Annotated in this window: 22 protein-coding genes and 1 tRNA gene; 11 read left to right on the forward strand and 12 right to left on the reverse strand. The window is 58.8% G+C overall.

The window, feature by feature from the left end; genetic code table 11:
- Genes GBK02_RS10520 through GBK02_RS10540 form a run of 5 tightly spaced genes read right to left on the reverse strand, consistent with a single transcriptional unit; the run spans position 1 to position 4,377 of the window.
- The gene (locus GBK02_RS10520) at positions 1–912 is read right to left on the reverse strand and encodes an ABC transporter ATP-binding protein (RefSeq protein ID WP_203466627.1); all 912 of its coding nucleotides are present in this window, start codon (positions 910–912) and stop codon (positions 1–3) included.
- The gene (locus GBK02_RS10525; RefSeq protein WP_203466628.1) at positions 912–1,904 is read right to left on the reverse strand and encodes a BtrH N-terminal domain-containing protein; all 993 of its coding nucleotides are present in this window, start codon (positions 1,902–1,904) and stop codon (positions 912–914) included. Before GBK02_RS10525 ends, GBK02_RS10520 begins: the two co-directional genes overlap by 1 nt.
- Complete coding sequence (locus GBK02_RS10530; RefSeq protein WP_203466629.1) at positions 1,904–2,299, reverse strand: hypothetical protein; 396 nt, start codon at positions 2,297–2,299, stop codon at positions 1,904–1,906. Before GBK02_RS10530 ends, GBK02_RS10525 begins: the two co-directional genes overlap by 1 nt.
- Entirely contained in the window at positions 2,289–3,443 is a 1,155-nt protein-coding gene (locus GBK02_RS10535) for a beta-ketoacyl-ACP synthase III (protein ID WP_203466630.1), read from the reverse strand. Before GBK02_RS10535 ends, GBK02_RS10530 begins: the two co-directional genes overlap by 11 nt.
- Positions 3,433–4,377, reverse strand: coding sequence for a dialkylrecorsinol condensing enzyme (locus tag GBK02_RS10540; RefSeq protein ID WP_203466631.1), 945 nt, complete (start codon positions 4,375–4,377; stop codon positions 3,433–3,435). Before GBK02_RS10540 ends, GBK02_RS10535 begins: the two co-directional genes overlap by 11 nt.
- 158 nt (positions 4,378–4,535) lie before the next feature.
- Here GBK02_RS10540 and GBK02_RS10545 point away from each other — a divergent pair, with 158 nt between their 5' ends.
- From GBK02_RS10545 to GBK02_RS10575, 7 genes are all read left to right on the forward strand, one after another.
- Positions 4,536–6,176, forward strand: a complete 1,641-nt coding sequence (locus tag GBK02_RS10545; protein WP_203466632.1) for a CTP synthase — start codon at positions 4,536–4,538, stop codon at positions 6,174–6,176.
- Complete coding sequence (gene kdsA, locus GBK02_RS10550) at positions 6,173–7,009, forward strand: 3-deoxy-8-phosphooctulonate synthase (protein ID WP_203466633.1); 837 nt, start codon at positions 6,173–6,175, stop codon at positions 7,007–7,009. The genes GBK02_RS10545 and kdsA overlap by 4 nt, the downstream gene beginning before the upstream one ends.
- The gene (locus tag GBK02_RS10555) at positions 7,006–7,314 is read left to right on the forward strand and encodes a DUF1330 domain-containing protein (protein ID WP_203466634.1); all 309 of its coding nucleotides are present in this window, start codon (positions 7,006–7,008) and stop codon (positions 7,312–7,314) included. Before kdsA ends, GBK02_RS10555 begins: the two co-directional genes overlap by 4 nt.
- A 36-nt stretch (positions 7,315–7,350) precedes the next feature.
- Complete coding sequence (gene eno / locus GBK02_RS10560) at positions 7,351–8,634, forward strand: phosphopyruvate hydratase (RefSeq protein ID WP_203466635.1); 1,284 nt, start codon at positions 7,351–7,353, stop codon at positions 8,632–8,634.
- A 6-nt stretch (positions 8,635–8,640) separates the two neighbouring features.
- Positions 8,641–8,925, forward strand: a complete 285-nt coding sequence (gene ftsB, locus GBK02_RS10565) for a cell division protein FtsB (RefSeq protein WP_203466636.1) — start codon at positions 8,641–8,643, stop codon at positions 8,923–8,925.
- A gap of 99 nt (positions 8,926–9,024) precedes the next feature.
- Positions 9,025–9,507, forward strand: coding sequence for a peroxiredoxin (locus tag GBK02_RS10570; RefSeq protein ID WP_203469363.1), 483 nt, complete (start codon positions 9,025–9,027; stop codon positions 9,505–9,507).
- 394 nt (positions 9,508–9,901) lie between these two features.
- Positions 9,902–10,402: a peptidylprolyl isomerase gene (locus tag GBK02_RS10575; RefSeq protein WP_203466637.1), complete on the forward strand. Its 501-nt coding sequence runs from the start codon at positions 9,902–9,904 to the stop codon at positions 10,400–10,402.
- On the opposite strand, the gene GBK02_RS10580 is transcribed toward GBK02_RS10575, so the two are convergent.
- The 3 genes from GBK02_RS10580 to menD all read right to left on the reverse strand — a co-directional run bounded on the left by GBK02_RS10580 (position 10,396) and on the right by menD (position 15,562).
- Positions 10,396–11,313 (reverse strand): hypothetical protein, encoded by a 918-nt coding sequence (locus GBK02_RS10580; protein WP_203466638.1) that lies wholly within the window; start codon positions 11,311–11,313, stop codon positions 10,396–10,398. The genes GBK02_RS10575 and GBK02_RS10580 overlap by 7 nt on opposite strands.
- Positions 11,310–13,853 carry a DNA mismatch repair protein MutS gene (gene mutS, locus GBK02_RS10585; RefSeq protein ID WP_203466639.1) on the reverse strand — a complete coding sequence of 848 codons (2,544 nt, stop codon included), beginning with the start codon at positions 13,851–13,853 and terminating at the stop codon, positions 11,310–11,312. Before mutS ends, GBK02_RS10580 begins: the two co-directional genes overlap by 4 nt.
- A 95-nt stretch (positions 13,854–13,948) precedes the next feature.
- On the reverse strand, positions 13,949–15,562 hold the full coding sequence (menD, locus tag GBK02_RS10590) for a 2-succinyl-5-enolpyruvyl-6-hydroxy-3-cyclohexene-1-carboxylic-acid synthase (RefSeq protein WP_203466640.1): 1,614 nt from the start codon (positions 15,560–15,562) through the stop codon (positions 13,949–13,951).
- Positions 15,563–15,683: 121 nt separating this feature from the next.
- Between menD and GBK02_RS10595 the strand changes: the two genes are divergently transcribed.
- Positions 15,684–15,760, forward strand: a tRNA-Asp gene (locus GBK02_RS10595).
- Between the two features lie 50 nt (positions 15,761–15,810).
- On the opposite strand, the gene GBK02_RS10600 is transcribed toward GBK02_RS10595, so the two are convergent.
- The 3 genes from GBK02_RS10600 to smpB are packed head-to-tail and all read right to left on the reverse strand — an operon-like array spanning position 15,811 to position 17,567.
- Positions 15,811–16,458, reverse strand: a complete 648-nt coding sequence (locus tag GBK02_RS10600) for a DsbA family oxidoreductase (protein WP_203466641.1) — start codon at positions 16,456–16,458, stop codon at positions 15,811–15,813.
- 31 nt (positions 16,459–16,489) lie between these two features.
- Complete coding sequence (locus GBK02_RS10605; RefSeq protein WP_239002973.1) at positions 16,490–17,116, reverse strand: trimeric intracellular cation channel family protein; 627 nt, start codon at positions 17,114–17,116, stop codon at positions 16,490–16,492.
- A gap of 1 nt (position 17,117) precedes the next feature.
- Complete coding sequence (gene smpB / locus GBK02_RS10610) at positions 17,118–17,567, reverse strand: SsrA-binding protein SmpB (protein WP_203466642.1); 450 nt, start codon at positions 17,565–17,567, stop codon at positions 17,118–17,120.
- Between the two features lie 58 nt (positions 17,568–17,625).
- On the opposite strand from smpB, the gene GBK02_RS10615 reads away from it, so the two are divergent.
- Together GBK02_RS10615 and GBK02_RS10620 are read left to right on the forward strand one after the other, a co-directional pair.
- Entirely contained in the window at positions 17,626–18,069 is a 444-nt protein-coding gene (locus GBK02_RS10615; protein ID WP_203466643.1) for a type II toxin-antitoxin system RatA family toxin, read from the forward strand.
- The gene (locus tag GBK02_RS10620) at positions 18,062–18,388 is read left to right on the forward strand and encodes an RnfH family protein (RefSeq protein ID WP_203466644.1); all 327 of its coding nucleotides are present in this window, start codon (positions 18,062–18,064) and stop codon (positions 18,386–18,388) included. Before GBK02_RS10615 ends, GBK02_RS10620 begins: the two co-directional genes overlap by 8 nt.
- Before the next feature lie 21 nt (positions 18,389–18,409).
- Here the strand turns inward: GBK02_RS10620 and GBK02_RS10625 are convergent, their stop codons facing one another.
- Positions 18,410–18,904, reverse strand: a complete 495-nt coding sequence (locus tag GBK02_RS10625; RefSeq protein ID WP_203466645.1) for a DUF4124 domain-containing protein — start codon at positions 18,902–18,904, stop codon at positions 18,410–18,412.
- Positions 18,905–18,967: 63 nt separating this feature from the next.
- Here GBK02_RS10625 and guaB point away from each other — a divergent pair, with 63 nt between their 5' ends.
- Complete coding sequence (gene guaB / locus GBK02_RS10630; protein WP_203466646.1) at positions 18,968–20,431, forward strand: IMP dehydrogenase; 1,464 nt, start codon at positions 18,968–18,970, stop codon at positions 20,429–20,431.
- The last annotated feature ends 52 nt before the right edge of the window (positions 20,432–20,483 follow it).

Consider the following 20,483-nt stretch of genomic DNA (forward strand, 5'->3'; position numbering starts at 1 on the left):
TCAGTCGCGCAGCGAACGTTGCGTCAGGCGCATGAAGACCTGTTCCAGATCATGATGACCCAGGTTGAGCTGACGGACCTCGACGCCGGCTGCAGCCAGTTCATCGAGCAAACGCGGCAAGGCTGCGGTCGACGCCAGTTTGAGGCGATATTCGCCGCTGCGCCCGGCAAGCACGGGGTAACGCTCGGCCAATCCGGCTGGAAAAGCACCATCCAGCGTCAGTTCAAGCACCGGTTCAGGGGAACACAGCAGCGCATCCAGCCCGCCTTCGATCAGCACCTGGCCGTGGTCGATGATGGCGATTTTCTGGCAGATGGCCTCGACCTCTTCCATGTAGTGACTGGTATAGATCACCGTGGTGCCGGCAGCGGGCAGGGCGGCAATGGATTCAAGCAGGAAGCTGCGCGATTGTGGATCAACACCGACGGTCGGTTCATCGAGCAGCAGCAGGCGTGGCTTGCCGAGCAGGCCGATGGCCAGGTTGAGACGCCGGCGCAAACCGCCGGAAAGCTGTTCGGCCCGTTGATCGACCACCTGTTCGAGCCGGGCGAAATCAATCGCGGCGGTACATTCGGCCGCCAGCTCGGCATGCTTCAGACCAAGTACACCGGCAAAGAATCGCAGGTTTTCGGCCACCGTCAGCATCGGGTAAAACGCGTAATCCTGCGGCACCAGGGCAATGCTGCGCGGCTGTGCTGCCCGGATATCGGAGAGCGCCTGGCCATCGAAGACGATACGACCTTGTGTCGCGGTCAACAGCCCGGCGAGCAAGGAAATCAGCGTGGTCTTGCCGGCACCGTTCGGGCCGAGCAAGCCGTAGATGCCAGCCGATGGAATGCTCAGCGAGACATCCTGCAGCGCCGCTTGTGCAGCATTGCGGTAACGGTATGAAACACCGTCGATCTGCAGCATCAGGCGGCGCGACGCAGATCGCGGAAGAAGGCTTGTTCGCGCCCGGCAATCCGGCGCAACTTGTCGGCCAGCGCCGCCGGAACGAGCGGCTCGCGGTCGCGGATCATGCGTGCTGTGGAGAGCGCAAATTCGCGCCACTCATCGCCGATATCGATCAGTTGTTCAGAAAGCTCGTCAAGCTGCGGTCGACCGAGCAAATCGGCTGATTCCTGCAGGAACGAAGCGTAAATGAAGCGGAAACCGCCACCGCCGGTGCCGATTTCTTCCTGCATGCGGACAACCTGGCCGATGAACATCTTGCTGGCAGCCGGATCGGTATTTTTCTCCAGCCGCTCGATGGCATTGGCCAGTCGATGGATGCCGCGCACGCCAATGATCGGCAGCGGCGTATCGAGCATGATGCGCGTTGTTTTCTTGATCGCAGCCGGCAAGACCTTGTGCCAGTCAGGCTCGACCGGTTTGCCGACCGGGTAATAAATGAGGCCTTTCGGGGCCAGTACGCCCTTGGCGAAGCGGGCCCGCTGCAGCGCATCAGCCGGGCAGGTCACGGTGGTTTCAACGACCGGATCGGACAACAGGTAATCGCCGCTCGCTGCATCACGGCCAAAGGCCAGCACATTGTGGGCATTGAAATGGAAACGCAGGTCTTCCGGCATGTAAGGCAGCCAGAAAACCGAGGTCTGCATCCCGACCAGCTGGCCGTCGTCGAGCAACTCATCGAGCCGACGGGCGCCGGCTTGCGGCGTCCGGAAAGTTTCAAAGCGCATTTTCAGGCCGAGCGGCTTTTGCAGGCCCTTGATGATGAATTTCGGCGGCATGCGGTAGGCAACCAGCGGCAGGCCGTTGATCTTGACGAAAGGCAGGTAGGCGAAGGAGAGCGCCGACGACAGGCCGAAAGCCATCGCTTCCGACATCGGCAAGCCCTGATGGCGCAACATGGCGGACATGACGCCGCTTTCGCAGTGTGAAGCCTGGCTGTGCTGGAAGGTCATCAATCGATCTTTTTCAGTTGTTCGAGGCTCAGCCCCATGGCTTCGCCGTAGCGGCCGAGCAAGCGGTCCGACAAACCGGCGAAAACGGCCGGCCGGAAATGCCGGCGAATCCGCCATTGCCAGATGCCGCTGACCTGCGACAGCAGGGGCACATCCATACGAACCTTGTGCATGTGGTATTCGAGCGGCGAAGTCAGGCCGGCGGCAACGCGCTGGCGAGCCTCCTCGGCCAGACGATTGAGGTCTGCAACAGCCTGCAGGGTGACGATTTCCTCAACTTCCCAGCCGGCCGACTGGACAATGTGCAGTTTGCCATCGGCGCCGCGGGCGTAAAGTGCCTTGCGGTGACCGCCGAGCGTCACATTGCCTTCCTGGGGAACTTCGTTATCCAGCATGGTCGACCGCCGTCAGGTACATCAGCGAACCGGTGAAGCGGCCACTTTCGGGGATGAAACAAAGCAGGCGATCACCATTCGTGAGGCGGCCGCTGCGCAACAGTTCGTCGATCATGATGAAAATCGAGGCCGACCCGGTATTGCCCTTGCTCTGCAGATTGGTAAACCATTTTTCCTGCGGCACAGCGAAACCCAGCGCCTGCATGCAGTCCGCCATCGGCTGGCGGAAATATTCGGAAGACATGTGCGGCAAGAACCAGTCGACCGCAGCAGGCGTCAATCTGCGACTGAGCGTGACTTTTTCGAGCATTTTCCCGATCGTCTGATAAGCGACGTTGTCATTCAGCAGGCGAACATCCTGCTTGACCGAAAAAATCGACCGTCCGGCCCATTCAGCCGACGGAAAAGCCTGCCAGCCCTTGAGCGAACCATCCGCCAGCTTCTCACCGCCGGCGTACATGCAAACATCCATCTGGCCGGCTTGCGACAGGATGTCGATCCATTCGATGCGCAGCGACAAGCCGCTGGCCGCCGGTTGATTGCGCAAGTTGAAGGCAGCCGCACCGTCGGACAGCATCCAGCGCAGAAAGTCCTTTTCAAAGGCAATTTCAGGATTCGTTTCGAGCTCGGCAATCCGATGTTCCAGTTCCGCCTCGAAATTGCGAGCATGCAGACCGGCCGAGGCCAACTCGGAGCCGGTGGCAACCGCATTTTGAGCATCGCCGGCAAGCACGGCGAGATAGGCATATTTGAGCGCCGTCAGGCCGGAAACGCAGATGCCTGCGGTCGACACGACTTCGCAGGCCGAAATGCCCAATTCGCCATGCACCATCACGCCATGATTGGGCATCAACTGGTCCGGCCTTGAAGTACCGGTCGCCAGGCAATCGATCGGCCCGATGTCGCCCAGCCGACGCACCGCTTCCGCCGTCAGCGCCGCATTGGTATGTGTCGCCTGGCCGGTGGCCGGGTCAATGGCGTAGTAACGCTGGCGGATACCGTTATTGCGCAGAACGATACGCCGGGCACGCGAGGGCTTGCCGCCGACCATGCCGAGAATGTTTTCGATTTCATCATTGCCGACCGGTGCATTGGGCAGAAATGTCGAAGTGCCGGTGATATAAACCTTGCCGCTATTGTTCATATTTTTGCAAGTTATGGTCCTGCGAACCCGATGGGCGCTCCAGTTCGGCGCGTAGCCGTGCCAGTCGCGGTTTGAGCAGGGGAGAAAGCAGCCATTGTAACAACAGGCTTGTTGGAACGACGGTTAACACCATGGCAATCAGATAAATCGCAAAAACTAGCAGGAGCGGGCGACGGCGCCACTGGCCACGCTGCCCGAAACAACGAATCAGTTTGGACCAGACGCGAAAAGCGCGCATGCCGGCACGCTCGCTGATCGCCAGTCGTGGATTGACGCTGCAGGCGCGCAAGCCGGTGAGCATGGCTTGCCCCGATTTTTCGCCATCCTGCGTCAGCGCATCACCCAGGGCGCGGCCAAAACGGCTGGCGCCGCGAATTGCCTCCGGCGCGACGCCGGCAGGCGGCAAGCCAAGAAAACGATCGCGCTTGCCGGTCAGCACCCAGCGCGGTGTCGTGATGAAAGTTGCCAGAGCAGGCCCCTGGTCGGTAAAAGCGATATGGTCACGCAGTTGCCCGCCCGCTTCAGCGATCAGGCGCTGCATTGTTTGCTGGGCAGAAAGCCACATGTTGCGACAGGCGACAACGGTGACTACAGGCTTGCCGGCAATCAGACAGCGACCTTCCGGGCTGCGCAGAAAGGCCGTCATCGGCAATCCCGGTGAAAGAAACCACACCTGGTAGGCCAGAATGATCAAATCGAAATCGGCATCCGCCGGGATGCCGAGCGGTTCGAGCGGCGGCGCATCAAGCTGGACCGACTCGGGAAAGACATCGACAAAATCGACCAGCGACCACGGAAAAGGGAAGGCTGCCTGCGGCACCAGCGTTTCCAGATGCACCCGATGTCCCGCCGCCCGCAAGGGCCCGATCATCTGTTCGGTAATCGCCGAAAGTTGCCCGGTTTGCGAAAAATTGACGACGAGAATGTTTTTCAATGGCGTGTCTGGTGGCTGGCTAACCCGGAATTTTAGCAAAGAGTAAAGGACTTACGGTGTACGCATAAATGGCATCGGGAATATCGATTTGTGTCGACGGGCTTGGGGGTTTTCACCCTTTTCGGCTATCATTCGGCTTTCCCGCAGCCTGTCTTTCCATGACCAAATTTGTTTTCGTTACGGGTGGTGTCGTGTCCTCTCTGGGCAAAGGCATCGCCGCCGCGTCGCTCGGGGCCATTCTGGAATCCCGCGGCATTAAAGTTACCCACCTCAAGCTCGACCCCTACATCAACGTCGACCCCGGCACGATGAGCCCCTTCCAGCATGGCGAAGTATTCGTCACGGAAGACGGCGCCGAAACCGACCTTGATCTTGGTCACTATGAGCGCTTCACCAGCGCCAAGATGGCCAAGCGCAACAACTTCACGACCGGCCAGATTTACGACACCGTGCTCAAGAAAGAGCGCCGTGGCGAGTATCTCGGCAAGACCGTGCAGGTCATTCCGCACATTACCGACGAGATCAAGTTCAAGATCAAGGCCGGCGCCGAAGGTGCCGATGTGGCCATCGTCGAAGTCGGCGGTACGGTTGGCGATATCGAATCGCTGCCCTTCCTCGAAGCCATCCGCCAGATGGGCATCGAAGAAGGCCGCAACAACGTCTGCTACATGCACCTCACGTTGCTGCCCTACATCCCGACCGCCGGCGAGCTGAAGACCAAACCGACCCAGCACTCCGTCAAGGAACTGCGCGAAATCGGTATCCAGCCGGACATCCTGTTGTGCCGCGCCGACCGCTCGATCCCGGTTGAAGAGCGCCGCAAGATTGCGCTGTTCTGTAACGTCATGCCGGAAGCCGTCATCGAGTGTCTCGATGCCGATTCGATCTACAAGATCCCGGGCATGCTGCACGAGCAAATGCTCGACGAGATCGTCTGCCACAAGCTGAACATCCTGGCCAAGGCAGCCGATCTGACCGTCTGGGAAAACCTGATCATTTCGCTGGAGCACCCGCTGCACCAGGTCAAGATCGCCTTCGTCGGCAAGTATGTCGACCTGACCGAGTCGTACAAATCGCTGATCGAAGCGATCAAGCATGCCGGCATCCATACGCGCAGCCAGGTCAATATCGTTTATCTTGATTCCGAAGATATCGAAAAGAACGGCACCGGCGTGCTCGAAGATCTCGACGCCATTCTGGTCCCGGGCGGCTTTGGTCGTCGCGGCACGGAAGGCAAGATTGCCGCCATTCGCTATGCCCGCGAAAACAAGGTGCCTTACCTTGGCATCTGCCTCGGCATGCAGCTGGCCGTGGTCGAGTTTGCCCGCGACGTGGCCGGCATGGCCGAAGCGCATTCGACCGAATTCGTCCAGGACACGCCGTACCCGGTGATCGGCCTGATCACCGAATGGCATGACGCTTCCGGCAAGGTTGAAAAGCGCAGCGAAGATTCCGATATCGGCGGCACGATGCGTCTCGGCGGTCAGGTCTGCAAACTGGCCGAAGGTTCGCTGGCTCGCCAGATCTACGGCGCAGCAGAAATCACCGAGCGCCATCGTCATCGCTACGAAGTTAACAACACGCTGCTTGCCCAGCTCGAAGCCAAGGGCCTGATCGTTGCCGGTCGCGCCCCGGGCACCGACCTGTGTGAAATGGTCGAACTGCCGGCCGACGTGCATCCGTGGTTCGTGGCTTGCCAGTTCCATCCGGAATTCACCTCCAATCCACGTCAGGGTCACCCGCTGTTCACGTCTTACGTCAAGGCAGCACTGACCAATCAGCAGGTCAAAGGCAAATGAAACTATGCGGTTTCGAGGCTGGTCTTGACCAGCCTTTTTTCCTGATCGCCGGTCCTTGCACGGCCGAATCCGAACAACTCTGCCTCGATGTGGCCGGCCACATGAAGGAAGTTTGCGGTCGACTCGGTATTCCGTACATTTTCAAGGCGTCCTACGACAAGGCCAACCGCAGTTCGGGTAAATCGGTGCGCGGCCTCGGTCTTGAAGAAGGCTTGCGGATTTTTTCGGAAGTGCAGCGCCAGATCGGTGTACCGGTACTGACCGACGTGCACACCATTGAAGACATTCCGGCTGTGGCCAGTGTCGTCGATGTACTGCAGACCCCCGCATTCCTCTGCCGCCAGACCGATTTCATCCACGCCGTGGCAACTTGTGGCAAGCCGGTGAATATCAAAAAGGGGCAGTTCCTTGCGCCGGGCGACATGAAAAACGTCGTCGACAAGGCACGCGAAGTCAATAATGGCACAGACAACATCATGGTCTGCGAGCGCGGCGCTTCCTTCGGTTACAACAATCTTGTTTCCGACATGCGCAGCCTGGCGATCATGCGCGAAACCGGTTGCCCGGTTGTCTTCGATGCCACCCACTCGGTCCAGTTGCCGGGCGGGCAGGGCACGACCTCCGGCGGTCAGCGTGAGTTCGTTCCTGTTCTGGCGCGCGCCGCCGTTGCGGTCGGCATTTCCGGCCTGTTCATGGAAACCCACCCCTGTCCTGAAAAGGCTTGGTCGGATGGCCCGAACAGCTGGCCGCTAGCCCGCATGGAAAGCCTGCTGGCAACCCTGGTCGCGCTCGACAAGGCCGTCAAATCGGCTGGCTTTGAAGAACTGAAATGAGTCAAAAAGGCTACCTGATCGCCGAAGCCAAGGTCACCGACCTGGCTGCCTACGATATTTACAAAGGCTTGGCGCAGGCTGCCATTGCGCATTACGGCGGGCAATATCTGGTACGCGGCGGCAATTCCGAAGTTCTTGAAGGCAAATGGACGCCGCCGCAACGCATGGTCATCGTCGAATTCGAATCCATCGAACAAGCCCGACGCTTTTACCACTCGACTGAATATCAGGCGGCACGCAAGGCGCGCGAAACTGCCGCCGAAATGAATATGCTGGTTATTGCCGGCGTTGATAATCTGGTTTAATTAATCCTTTCAACCTTTTGATAACAAGGAAGAAATATGAGTTCCATCGTTGATGTTGTAGCACGGGAAATTCTTGACTCCCGCGGCAATCCCACCGTTGAAGCTGATGTGCTGCTCGAAAGCGGCGTCATGGGCCGCGCCGCAGTTCCGTCCGGCGCCTCGACCGGCACCCGCGAAGCCATCGAACTGCGTGATGGCGATGCCAGCCGCTACCTCGGCAAGGGCGTGATGCAGGCTGTTGAAAACATCAACACCGAAATCTCTGAAGCCATCATCGGCCTCGACGCTCAGGAACAAGCCTTCATCGACCAGACGATGATCGACCTCGACGGCACCGACAACAAGTCCCGCCTCGGCGCCAACGCCATCCTGGCCGTCTCCATGGCCGTCGCCAAGGCTGCTGCCGAAGAATCCGGCATGCCGCTTTACCGCTACTTCGGCGGCATGGCCCCGATGCAGATGCCGGTCCCGATGATGAACATCATCAACGGCGGCGAACATGCCAACAACAGCCTGGACATCCAGGAATTCATGGTCATGCCGGTCGGTGCCGCGAACATTCGCGAAGCCATCCGTTGCGGCGCTGAAATTTTCCACGCACTGAAGAAACTGCTTAACAAGAAGGGCCACTCGACCGCCGTCGGCGACGAAGGCGGCTTCGCCCCGAACCTCGGCAGCCATGCCGAAGCCCTGCAGATCATCATGGAAGCCATCGAAATGGCCGGTTATGTACCGGGCCAGGACGTGCTGCTGGCGCTCGATTGCGCTGCTTCCGAGTTCTACAAGGACGGCAAGTACAAGCTGGCTGGCGAAGGTCTGGAACTGACTTCTGCCCAGTTCGTCGACTACCTGGCCAACCTGGCTGACCAGTTCCCGATCGTTTCCATCGAAGACGGCATGTCCGAAGCTGACTGGGATGGCTGGAAGCTGCTGACTGACCGCCTTGGCGACAAGGTGCAGATCGTTGGCGACGACATCTTCGTCACCAACACCCGCATCTTCAAGGAAGGCATCAAGAAGGGCATCGGCAACTCGATCCTGATCAAGATCAACCAGATCGGCACCCTGTCGGAAACCTTCGCTGCGGTCGAAATGGCCAAGCGCGCCGGGTACACCGCAGTTATCTCGCATCGTTCGGGTGAAACCGAAGACAGCACCATTGCCGACATCGCTGTTGGCCTGAATGCTGGTCAGATCAAGACCGGTTCGCTGTCGCGCTCAGACCGTATCGCCAAGTACAACCAGCTCATCCGCATCGAGGAAGATCTGGGCGATACCGCCTCCTACCCGGGTCGCGAAACCTTCTACAACCTGCGCTAAACGCAGATGCGCTGGCTGACGGTCGGCCTCCTCGCAGCCATCGGCCTGCTCCAGTACCCCCTGTGGGTGGGTAAGGGCGGCTGGCTGAAGGTATGGGAGTACGACCGTCAATTGCAGCAGCAGAAGGATGTCACCAAAAAGCAGGAAATCAGGAACGCGGGCCTCGACGCCGAAGTCCGCGACTTGAAACAGGGCTACGAAGCCATCGAAGAGCGTGCGCGCTTCGAATTGGGCATGATCAAACAGGACGAAAGCTTCGTCCAAATTCCGGAAAAAGTTCCCGGAAAATAGCCGGAATTTTACGGTCGACCGCAGTAGTCACCGGGTTTTCACTCCGCTAGAATCGCTCTCAGCAGTCCCCCACGCAGAGCGCTTCAGGAGAACATCATGCTGCTCAAGGTTGGAGAAAAAGCACCCGCATTTGCCTTGCCGGATGCCGACATGGCGACTGTCGACCTGGCCGATTACCAGGGCAAAAAACTGATCGTTCTATTCTTCTACCCCAAGGATGGAACACCTTGCTGCACCAAGGAAGTGACCGATTTTTCCGACCATGAAAACGATTTCACGGCGCAAGACTGCGTCCTGTTCGGGATCAGCCGCGATGATTGCCTGAAACACGCCGAGTTTCGTGACAAGGAAGGCATCGGACTTGAATTGCTGTCAGATGCGGAGGGGGTCGTTTGCAAGCAATACGGCGTCTGGCAAGCCAGGGAAGTCGACGGGCATCGCAAGTACGGCATTCTTCGCTCGACCTTCATCATCGACCGCCACGGCACGATCCGCCACGCGCTGTACAACGTCAATTACAAGGGTCACGCACTGGAAGTGCTGCAACTGGTCAAGGCACTATCGCGGGAAGACGGCACCTGAACGACAATCGCGGCCGGATACAACCGCCAAAAAAAATGCCGGCACACTGCCGGCATGGCGTGAAACAAAAACAGGTTCAGCAGATTTCGTCATTCACATTTTTGCCCATGTTGAAAATCATGAACGTGGCAAAACACACGATGAAGGCTGCAAAACCAGCGCCTACCCAGGAAAATTCATCCATTTGATACCCTCTGTTGGTTGGTTGATATTCGAGTTTTGAGGGCGATTAGACAAAGCCTTTTCCAGTAGTTCCCGAAATATTGCAAACCGGCAAAGCCGCGTGTGCTGAGGTACAATTTCGCCCGGTCTGGCGTGATTGGCCAGCTCCTCTACAACGTCACAATATGAGTCACGCACTGGACGTGTTGTGCCTCGTCAAGGAATTGAACTCATGAATATGCAGGTTGCCAAGAATAGCGTTATTACGCTCGATTACCACGTTACCGATCCCGATGGCGAGGTCGTCGATGAAGGCCGCGAGCCGCTCGTATACCTGCATGGCGGTTACGACGATATTTTTCCGCTGATCGAAGAAGCCCTGCAAGGCAAGAAAGTCGGCGAAACGATCAAGGTCAAGCTTCAGCCGGATGAAGCTTTCGGGGACTACGACGCCGAACTCGTGCAAATCGAGCCGCGCAAGGATTTCCCGAAGGAACTGCAGGTTGGCATGCAGTTTGAAGGCGGCCCCGAAGAGGGCAGCGACGAGGATTTCGTCATCTACCGTGTCACCGACATCGCTGATGACAAGGTTGTGCTAGATGGCAATCACCCACTGGCCGGCATGGCACTGGTTTTCACCTGCACGGTCACGGCCGTTCGCCCGGCCAGCGCAGAAGAAATCGAACACGGTCACGTCCATGATCCGGACGATGACGAGGAAACCTGTCACTGAGCCCTGGCTGGCCAGCGATAATTTTCAAAACGGAAAAGCGCCGGGGAGTCGGTATCGATGACCCCGCGCGTCCAGCCCATCTGCGGATAACCGAAAGTTTCAACGCGGGTAAACCGTTCGATGGGCTTTCCATTGCCATCCCGCAGGGGATGATCGATGCGACTGATGTGCGTGTCACCATGCACAGCAACAACCTGACCGGGGAAATGCAGCATTTCGTCGTTCAAGGTGGTCAGAAAATCCTTGTACGCCAGGTGGGTCAGGTTTTGTGAAAAGTGTCTGAAACCTGGATTGGCCTGAAACATCAGCACAATACCCGCCAGTTGCTCACGTCTGGCTAGGGCAAAACCATCCTTGATCCACTGCAGCACGACCGGATTGCGGGCGAGGAATTCCGGCTTCGCTTCCTGCGTCAAACCGAAGTTGTTGTTGCTGCCCGGCACATTCAATGTCACGAACAAGACCGGACCAAGCCGGAAACGAGTGTGCTCGACATATTTTCCGGCCTGTTTTTCCAGCGCCACTTTCTTCTGGCCGAGCGAATACCCATCCTTCCAGAACAGGCGACGCAAGGCATCCAGTCGCTCAAGTGGGTCGTAGGCGCCGTTTGAAGGGCGGTCGCAATCGGTCCATTCGTTGTCGCCAGGCACAAAAACAAATGGTACTTTGGAGGCGTTGAACAGGCGGTAACGATCGTCGAACAAACTGTCGTCGCAGCGATCCTTGCCGTGCTTGATGTCGCCGATGTGAGCAATGAAATCAAGGTGCGTATCGGCCATCGCTTCGATCATGCGGGGCAGTTCGCGACGCTCGTAATCAGAGTAGGGAACATCGCCGATCAGGCCGAAACGCCAGGTTTCAGCCTCGACACCCGTGGCCAGCAAAACCAGCATGAACAGCCATCTGCTCATGGCCGCAACATGGCTTTCAGGGCGTACAGGGCATCGAGCGCTTCGCGCGGGGTCAGGCTATCCGGATCGATGCCAGCCAATTGATCGAGTGCCGGATGCGGCTCGGCCTCCGGCGGCTCCGGATCGCTCAGCGTAAACAGATCGGGCTGCAGTGGATCGATTGCCGCACGTTGTTCGAACTCACGCAATTGTTTGCGGGCCGCGCGCACAACGGTGTTCGGAATGCCGGCCAGTGCCGCAACCTGGATACCGTAACTTTGGTTGGCCGGGCCTTCCTCAACCGAATGCATGAAGACGATACGGTCATTGTGCTCGACCGCGTCGAGGTGCACATTGGCCAGTTCGCTGTATTCATGCGACAGGCGGGTCAATTCGAAATAGTGGGTGGCAAACAGCGTCAGGCATCGGTTCTTGTCGATCAGGTGACGCAAGATGGCAAAGGCCAGCGACATACCGTCAAAGGTCGAGGTGCCGCGACCGATTTCATCCATCAGGACCAGGCTGTTGGCCGTGGCGTGATGCAGGATGGCCGCCGCTTCGGTCATTTCGACCATGAAGGTTGAACGGCCTGAGGCCAGGTCGTCCGAGGCACCAATCCGGGTGAAGATACGGTCCAGCGGGCCGAGTACGCAACGCTCGGCCGGTACATAGCTGCCAATATGGGCGAGCAGGGCAATCAAGGCCGTTTGCCGCATATAGGTTGATTTACCGCCCATGTTCGGGCCGGTGATCAGCAACAGGCGACGATTTTCGGCCAATCTGCAGTCATTGGCGATGAAGGTTTCGGCACTGTTGGCCATTTCGCCTTCAACAACCGGATGACGGCCGCCTGTCACGGTCAACCCGATTTCATCGCTGAATTCCGGTCGGCTCCAGTTGCGCTTGAGCGCCGTATCGGCAAAACCGGCCAACAGATCGAGCTGCGCCACGGCACGGGCGATGGTCTGGAGAACGGGAACAACCGGCAGCAACTCGCTGAGAATGGCTTCGTAAAGAAGTTTTTCACGGGCCAGCGAACGCTCCTGGGCCGACAGCGCCTTATCCTCGAAAGCCTTCAACTCCGGGGTAATGTAGCGCTCGGCATTTTTCAGCGTCTGGCGACGGCGATAATCCTCGGGAATCTTGTCCGTATTGGCGTGGGTGACTTCGATATAGAAGCCATGCACCTTGTTGAATTCGACCTTGAGGCTGGAAATGCCGGTGCGCTCGCGTTCGCGAATTTCCATATCGACCAGGAAGGCACCGCAGTTGTCATTCAGCGAGCGCAGTTCATCGAGATCGGCATCGTAGCCCGGCGCAATGATGCCGCCATCACGCACCTGGGCGGCAGGTTCGGCGGCGATCGAGCGAATCAGCAGATCAAGCGCAGCGGCCGGCGTCTGCAGGGCTTCAAGCAATTGACCGAGCAGCGGGGAAATTGCTCCATTGAGTGGCTGGCGCAGCGGGTCGAGCCGCAGAAGCGATTCACGCAAGCTGGCCAGGTCGCGTGGCCGGGCATTGCGCAACGCAATCCGGCCGGCGATGCGCTCGATATCGGCGATGCCGCGCAACTCGCGGCGCACCTCGCCAGCCATCCGGCCGTAGTCTTCGAGCAGCGACTCGACGGCGCCGTGGCGGGCCGCAGGAATGCCGCGTTCGCGCAGCGGATGGTGCAGGGTGTGGCGGAGCAGGCGTGAGCCCATGCTGGTCACGCAATTGTCGAGCAGCGAACAGAGGGTCGGCGAAGGCTGCCCGCGCAGCGTTTCGGTCAATTCAAGATTGCGCCGCGTCGCCAGATCGAGGCCGAGGTAAGCGCCTTCGAGTTCCACGGTCAACGCGCGCAAATGCGGCAAACTACCGGTCTGCGTTGCTTGGGCGTACTGCAGCAGGGCGCCCGCGGCAGCAATCGCCGGGCGCAAGCCTTCAGCACCGAAACCGGCCAGCGAGGCAACCTTGAATTGCTCGCAGAGCAAGCGTTTGGCTGAGTCGTACTCAAAATACCAGTCGGGCTGGCGCGTACGGGCGGCATCGATTGAAAAATCGGGCGTCCAGGTTTCTGGATACAGAATTTCGGCCGGGCGGATACGTTCCAGCGTTGCCGCGATCTGGTCGCTCGGCACTTCGGTCAGGATGAATTCGCCGCTCGCCAGGTTGAGCCGCGCCAGGCCTGCCGTGTTGCGCGTCGTGGTCAGCGCGAGCAGCCAGATATCGCGCTTGTCGTCGATCAGCGCCGCATCGGTCAGCGTCCCCGGCGTGACAATGCGGCTGACGGCACGTTCGACCGGGCCTTTGCTCGTCGCCGGATCACCAACCTGCTCACAAATAACAACCGACTCTCCGAGCTTGACCAGCCGCGCCAGGTAAGGCTCAAGCGAATGAAAGGGCACCCCGGCCATCTTGATCGGCACACCAGCCGTTTGGCCGCGAGTCGTCAGCGTAATATCGAGCAGCCGCGCCGCTTTCTCCGCATCCTCGAAAAACAGCTCGTAAAAATCGCCCATCCGATAAAACAGAATAGTCGTCGGATGCTGGGCTTTCAGCGCCAGGTATTGGCGCATCATTGGAGTGTGCTTGGATAGATCGGGCGCTTCTTTGCTCATTACTCGGTGCTTTGCGTGATACGGCAGGGGCGCAATTGTCCCATCAACCGCAGGATTCAGGGAAGGCGCAGCTCAATCAACTGCGGTCCGCCAGACTGGAAAGCGGCCCGCAGCGATTGGCCAAAGGCATCGATGCTTTCTACCGCGTGGTAGCCCAGGGAAAAAGTCTGTGCCGCATGGCGGAAACTGATTTGCTGGGGCGTTCGCCAACCGGTTTCGAACTCAGCGAGCGCAGCTTGCGGCAGATAATCGAAAATGCCGCCACCTGCGTTGTTGACCGCGACAACGACAGCATTTCGACCCTGCAGCAAAGCCAGTCCGCCCAGATCGTGCTGGCAAGTCAGATCGCCAAGCAGCGCAACGACACGACCATGAATTGCGGCAATCCCCGCGGCCGTCGAGATATTGCCGTCAATACCGCTCGCCCCGCGATTGCCGTAGAAGCACAAGGCCTTGTCGGCACCGCCGGAATTGCTGTCCAACTGACGAATGGCCAGTGAGTTGCCGACGAATACGGCGCAATCATCCGGCAATTCGGCGATCAAGGCAGCAATGTGCGGTGCAGCCTGATCTGCCTCGGCCTGCCTTTCGGCAGCGACGAATGCTTCTCGCCAGGCGGGGGCAGCCGCTGCGGGCACCGCTGCCAGCAGAGCCCGGCAAGCCGCTGCCGGATCGGCGCGCAGCAGATGCGTCAGACGATGCGCCGGATCGCTCCAGCCAGGTGTCGGCTCGATCCAGGCATGCGTGCCTAAAAGCGAAGCAAGGTATTGTTGCAGATGACGGGTGACCGGCGTGGCGCCAAAACGCAGCACCCATTCGGGTCGACAGCGCCTGGCCAATACCGGGTCAGCCAGCCAGCGGTTGTAGCGAACACACAAGCGGGAACGGTCATGCGTTCCGAAACGCAGATTGGACAAAGGCTCTGCCAGAATCGGGCAATCCAGTTGACCGGCCAGCGCGGTCAACGCCTCGGCATAGCCGGAATCGAATGGTGACTCACCTGCGACGATCAGCCCGGGACGCCCGGAAATGGTCCTGGCCAGGTCGGCGATCGCCTGCGGCTCCGGCGCCATGACGGGCTGGCTGGTATGGATGCGCGGCAAATCCGGAGCATCCGGCAGCGGCTCGCTCGGCAACAAGGGTTCGCGGAATGGCTGGTTGAGGTGGACAGGGCCGGGGCGGGGCCAGCTTGCCTGTTCGCACATCTGGGCCGCCAGCCGGTGCAGCCAGCCAGGATCAAAGCCGGCATCAGGCGCACCGAGCAAATGTGCAGCACGAACATAAGGTGAAAACATCGCACTCTGATTGACGGTCTGATTGGCGCCGCATTGCTGGAGCTCGGGTGGACGATCGGCCGACAGCAAAATCAGTGGAACCCCGGACTGACTGGCCTCGATCACGGCCGGCAACCAATTGGCCGGCGCCGTTCCCGATGTCGCCAGCAACAAAACCGGCTGTCGGCTGGCTTTGGCTTGGCCAAGCGCGAAAAATGCCGCACAACGCTCGTCGACCGCGACATCGCAGATCAGACCGGGCTGGCGCAGCATGGCCAGCGCCAGCGGTGTCGAACGCGAACCAGGCGAAATCACCGCACGCGCCACACCGGCCGCAACAAAACCGCTGACCAAAGCCTGCGACCATCGATAGTTGAGATTGCCGATCGTGCTCATTTATTTCTTTCCCTGCTACCCCAAAAAGATCATTCTGCAATGCGAGCAGGCCTTCCCGTTCGCAAAGACCGTGCTATGATGCGCCCCGTTCGCAGTGCAGGGGTTTCCCGGCACGCAACATGGAGTGGTAGTTCAGTTGGTTAGAATACCGGCCTGTCACGCCGGGGGTCGCGGGTTCGAGTCCCGTCCACTCCGCCAACAACATCATCAAAGCCCTGAGCAATCAGGGCTTTTTTGTTTTCAGCAATTTATTTCGCGGCGCCAGCCAGTTGCAGGATGGCATTGGCCAATACGGCCGGATCTTCAGCCCCCACGATGACGTGCTGATCTTCCAGAATAAAGGTTGGCACCATGCGCACGCCCATCGCTCGAATTTCCTGCGCATCGGCCAGAACGAGTGCGGCATCTGCGGTCGACGTCAGATAAGCGGCAACTTCCGCGGCCGGATAACCGCACTCAGCCGCAATATTGACCAGTACCGCGCCACCCCCCACTTGCTCGCCGCGCTGGAACTGGGCAACAAACAGGCGCTCGATCAAGGCATCGGCACTGCCGTGTTGCTGCGCCCAGTAAAGCAATCGATGCGCCTGAAAAGTATTGGCACGCAGGCTGATTTTCTCGAAAGCATAGTCGATGCCGTAGGCCCGTCCAGCCTCACGAACACGCTCGAACAAAGCTTCCACAGCAGCCGGCCCACCGAATTTCTGCTCAAGAAAAGGCAGGTAAGGCTCACCTTCCGGCGGCGTATCTGGGTTCAGGAAAAAAGGGCGCCAGCAGGTGCTGTATTCAAAATTGGGCAGCTCCCGACGTACCAGTTCAATCGCCGTTTCAAGCCGGCGCTTGCCGATGAAGCACCAGGGACAAACGATGTCGGCAACAATGTCGATATTCAGCATGGGATTCCGGAGTAATTGATGGAAGGGCGCTTCAACGCGCTCTGGCCTGGCCAAAAGCCGGCAAGGTGATGTGGAAGCGCATGGCTAGCAAGCGCAACGCCAGAACCAGCGCCATGGCCATCCAGGTTGCCGCGACAGGCGACATTCCGATGGCTTGCAAACCAATCAGCGCCAGGGCGCCGAACCATGCGGCCGAAGCATAAAGCTCGCCCTTGAGGAAGATGCTGGGCACGTCGTTGCACAGGATATCGCGCAGAACCCCGCCCAACACGCCGGTGATGACCCCCATCAGACTGGCGACCAACCAGGGGGTGTGCCATTGCAAGGCAACCTGGGTACCGACGATGGCGAAAAGCGCGAGGCCGATGGCGTCGGGAATCAAGAACAGCCGTGGGGCAATATCGAAGGCGCGGGCAATGAAAAAACTGAGCAATCCGGTGATCAGCGCAGCGACCAGGTAAGTCTGGTCGACGACCCAAAAAACATTCCGGTCGAGCAGCAAATCACGAATCGTACCGCCACCCAGCGCGGTCGCAACACCGACCAGCAAGGCGCCAATCAGGTCCATTTCCTTGCGCCTTGAATCGAGCACTCCGGTCAACGCATTGACGGCAACAGCCGCCATGCCGACCCAGTAGAGCAGGGCATCAACGCTCACTTTAGTTTTTTTGCTCTTTCAGGAAACGCTCTTTTTCGCGCGTCCAGTCTTTTTCCTGCTCGTCCTGGCGCTTGTCGTGCTGCTTCTTGCCCTTGGCCAGGCCAACCTCGAGCTTGATCCGGCCGCGTGAGTAGTGCAGGTCAAGCGGCACCAGGGCAAAGCCGGCCCGCTCGACCTTGCCGATCAATTTGTTGATTTCGGCGGCATGCAGCAGCAGCTTGCGAGTCCGGGTCGGGTCCGGATTGACATGCGTCGACGCTGTAGGAAGGGGGGTGATGTGCATGCCAATCAGGAAAATTTCGCCATTCTTGATGATGACGTAGGATTCCTTGATGTTCATCCGGCCAGCACGAATCGCCTTGACCTCCCATCCCTGGAGGGCAATACCCGCCTCGTACTTCTCTTCAATGAAGTATTCGTGAAAGGCTTTTTTGTTGGCCGTAATGCTCATGCTGCCGGTGTTCCATTAAAATCGTGAATTCTACAGGATACAGGAACGTGGCTGCCGCATGGCTCTGGTCGAAAAAACAGTACTCATCGAGCAATCCGCCGAGCGCATGTTTGCGCTGGTCGATGCCTGCGAAGACTATCCGGCTTTTCTGCCCTGGTGCAGCAAGACCGAAGTCAAGTTTCGCGATGCGCTGAAAACGGTAGCGACGCTGCACATCAACTACCACGCGGTCAAATCCTCGTTTACGACGGAAAACGACAAGGATCAGCCGAAGCTGATGAAAATTCGTCTGGTCGATGGTCCTTTCCGTCGCCTGGAGGGGGCATGGCACTTCAAGGCACTGGCCGACAATGCCTGCAAGATCGAATTCCAACTGCACTACGAGTTTTCCAGCAAATTATTCGAAAAAGTCATTGGCCCGGTGTTCAGCCATATTGCCAATACTTTTGTTGACGCCTTCGTGCGTCGTGCCGCCCAAGTTTATGGAGCCAGCCATGGCTGAAATGATCAATATCGAAGTGTGCTATGCGCAACTCGAAAAACAGGCCCTGGTCAGTGTCAAATTGCCGCTTGGCGCCACACTGCAGCAAGCCCTCGAATCTTCCGGTCTACTTGAAAAACACCCCGAAATCGACCTGAAGAAAAACAAGTTCGGCATCTGGAACAAGCTGTCGAAAACCGACGCCGTACTGCGCGACCGGGATCGTGTCGAAATTTACCGCCCCTTGATCGCCGACCCGAAAGAAGTGCGCAAACAGCGTGCAGCCGAAGGCAAGGTCATGAAAAAAGGCGCCGGTGATACCGACGCCTCCGAGACCTGATCAATATCGGCGGATAGTTCGCTATCGGCAAGCCTCGGTGACGAAACGACGGGCGCGCTCCATTTCCTGTTCGCGCTGGCTGTTGTCCATCAACTGGCTTTCACCCTTTTCGTTCAACTGCGCCATCGGCTGACCATTCTGCAAGGCAGTCAGCGTTCTTCTGGCCCGCTCGCAATTTTCCTGATTCTCGGCGCGAGCCGCTTGATCCTTGGCGTCCTTGTCGGCCTTTTCCTTGGCGTCCTGCTGACGCTTCTTGAATTCAAGATTCAAATCGGCAATCGACTTTTGCTGCGGAGGCGGGGCGGCCTTCACCGCTTCGCCGGCTTTTTCAGTCGCTGGCGTGGGTGTTGGTGCCGGATTTCCAGTTGAGCGCGAGGTTTTGGCAGAGCCGGGGCCCGGTGTGTCGGAAATGATCGTTCTGCCGTTGGCATCCTTCCACTGGTAAGTCTGGGCTTGCACGCACAAGCTTGCTGCGGTCGACGTCATGGCGAAAGCAATAATCAAGAGTCTTTTCATGGGCTATCCGGGTTTTTGCAGGTTTTCTGTATAATACGATTTTGTGACCTTGGATTAAAGGCCATGCGCATTCTGCAAAAAGCCCTTACTTTTGACGACGTCCTGCTCGTCCCCGCACATTCTCAGATTCTGCCACGCGATGTCAGCCTGGCCACACGTCTGACCCGCAACATCACCCTGAACCTGCCGCTGCTGTCCGCCGCCATGGATACCGTGACGGAAGGTCGCCTGGCCATTGCCCTGGCTCAGGAAGGCGGTATCGGCATCATCCACAAGAACCTTTCTGCCAAGGCCCAGGCGGCCGAAGTAGCCAAGGTCAAGCGCTTTGAATCCGGCATCCTGCGCGACCCGATTACCGTGTCGCCGCTGATGACGGTGCGCGATGTGATCGAAATCACTCGTCAGCACAAGATCTCCGGCCTGCCGGTCATCGACAAGGCCGGCAAGGTGGTCGGCATCGTGACCAACCGCGACCTGCGCTTCGAAACCAATCTCGACCAGCAAGTCCGGATGATCATGACGCCGCGCAAGCGCCTGGTGACGGTCAACGAAGAAGCCAGCGTCGAAGACGCCAAGGAACTGATCCGCAAGCATCGCCTGGAACGTGTGCTGGTCATCGATGACCAGTACCACCTGCGCGGCCTGATCACTGTCAAGGACATTCTCAAGTCCACCGAACACCCGCTGGCCAATAAGGATGCGACGGGTCGCTTGCGTGCCGGTGCAGCAGTCGGCGTTGGCGCCGGTACCGAAGAGCGTGTCGAAGCGCTGGCTGAAGCTGGCGTTGACGTGATCGTTGTCGATACCGCACACGGCCACTCGCAGGGCGTGCTCGACCGTGTTCAGTGGGTCAAGAAAAACTTCCCGCAGATCGAAGTGATCGGCGGCAACATCGCCACGGCCGATGCAGCACGTGCACTGGTTGACATGGGCGCCGACGGCGTCAAGGTCGGCATCGGTCCCGGCTCGATCTGCACGACGCGTATCGTCGCCGGTGTCGGCGTACCGCAGATCACCGCCATCCAGAACGTTTCCGAAGCCCTCAAGGGTACCGGCGTGCCGATGATCGCCGACGGCGGCATTCGCTACTCCGGCGACATCGCCAAGGCGATTGCTGCCGGTGCCGACACGGTCATGCTCGGCGGTCTGTTCGCCGGTACCGAGGAAGCGCCGGGCGAGGTTGAACTATTCCAGGGCCGCTCCTACAAGTCCTACCGCGGCATGGGTTCGCTGGGTGCGATGCAGGCCGGTTCGTCGGATCGTTATTTCCAGGAAAACACCAATAACGTCGACAAATTCGTGCCGGAAGGTATCGAAGGTCGCGTGCCCTACAAGGGTTCGGTGCTCGCCGTCATCCACCAGCTGGTCGGCGGTCTGCGCTCCTCGATGGGCTACCTCGGCAGCCCGACGATTGCCCACATGCACGACAACGCCTGTTTTGTCGAAATCACTTCGGCTGGCATCCGCGAATCTCACGTTCACGACGTGCAGATCACCAAAGAAGCACCGAACTACCACCTCGACTGATTAATTCCGTGTCCCAGAGGGCGGCTCCGAGCCGCCCTTGTTCTTTCAAGGT

The sequence above is a fragment of the Dechloromonas sp. TW-R-39-2 genome (assembly GCF_016864195.1).
In the GTDB taxonomy this organism is placed as follows: Bacteria; Pseudomonadota; Gammaproteobacteria; order Burkholderiales; family Rhodocyclaceae; genus Azonexus.

Excerpts from the sequence above, each read along its gene's own strand:
- mutS (WP_203466639.1), bottom strand. The coding sequence starts at position 13,853 with ATGATGCGCCAATACCTGGCGCTGAAAGCCCAGCATCCGACGACTATT.
- GBK02_RS10575 (WP_203466637.1), top strand. The coding sequence starts at position 9,902 with ATGAATATGCAGGTTGCCAAGAATAGCGTTATTACGCTCGATTACCAC.
- GBK02_RS10520 (WP_203466627.1), bottom strand. The coding sequence starts at position 912 with ATGCTGCAGATCGACGGTGTTTCATACCGTTACCGCAATGCTGCACAA.
- GBK02_RS10530 (WP_203466629.1), bottom strand. The coding sequence starts at position 2,299 with ATGCTGGATAACGAAGTTCCCCAGGAAGGCAATGTGACGCTCGGCGGT.
- GBK02_RS10535 (WP_203466630.1), bottom strand. The coding sequence starts at position 3,443 with ATGAACAATAGCGGCAAGGTTTATATCACCGGCACTTCGACATTTCTG.
- GBK02_RS10525 (WP_203466628.1), bottom strand. The coding sequence starts at position 1,904 with ATGACCTTCCAGCACAGCCAGGCTTCACACTGCGAAAGCGGCGTCATG.
- menD (WP_203466640.1), bottom strand. The coding sequence starts at position 15,562 with ATGAGCACGATCGGCAATCTCAACTATCGATGGTCGCAGGCTTTGGTC.
- GBK02_RS10620 (WP_203466644.1), top strand. The coding sequence starts at position 18,062 with ATGGCTGAAATGATCAATATCGAAGTGTGCTATGCGCAACTCGAAAAA.
- ftsB (WP_203466636.1), top strand. The coding sequence starts at position 8,641 with ATGCGCTGGCTGACGGTCGGCCTCCTCGCAGCCATCGGCCTGCTCCAG.
- GBK02_RS10625 (WP_203466645.1), bottom strand. The coding sequence starts at position 18,904 with ATGAAAAGACTCTTGATTATTGCTTTCGCCATGACGTCGACCGCAGCA.
- kdsA (WP_203466633.1), top strand. The coding sequence starts at position 6,173 with ATGAAACTATGCGGTTTCGAGGCTGGTCTTGACCAGCCTTTTTTCCTG.
- GBK02_RS10545 (WP_203466632.1), top strand. The coding sequence starts at position 4,536 with ATGACCAAATTTGTTTTCGTTACGGGTGGTGTCGTGTCCTCTCTGGGC.
- guaB (WP_203466646.1), top strand. The coding sequence starts at position 18,968 with ATGCGCATTCTGCAAAAAGCCCTTACTTTTGACGACGTCCTGCTCGTC.
- GBK02_RS10600 (WP_203466641.1), bottom strand. The coding sequence starts at position 16,458 with ATGCTGAATATCGACATTGTTGCCGACATCGTTTGTCCCTGGTGCTTC.
- GBK02_RS10580 (WP_203466638.1), bottom strand. The coding sequence starts at position 11,313 with ATGAGCAGATGGCTGTTCATGCTGGTTTTGCTGGCCACGGGTGTCGAG.
- GBK02_RS10555 (WP_203466634.1), top strand. The coding sequence starts at position 7,006 with ATGAGTCAAAAAGGCTACCTGATCGCCGAAGCCAAGGTCACCGACCTG.
- eno (WP_203466635.1), top strand. The coding sequence starts at position 7,351 with ATGAGTTCCATCGTTGATGTTGTAGCACGGGAAATTCTTGACTCCCGC.
- GBK02_RS10615 (WP_203466643.1), top strand. The coding sequence starts at position 17,626 with ATGGCTCTGGTCGAAAAAACAGTACTCATCGAGCAATCCGCCGAGCGC.
- smpB (WP_203466642.1), bottom strand. The coding sequence starts at position 17,567 with ATGAGCATTACGGCCAACAAAAAAGCCTTTCACGAATACTTCATTGAA.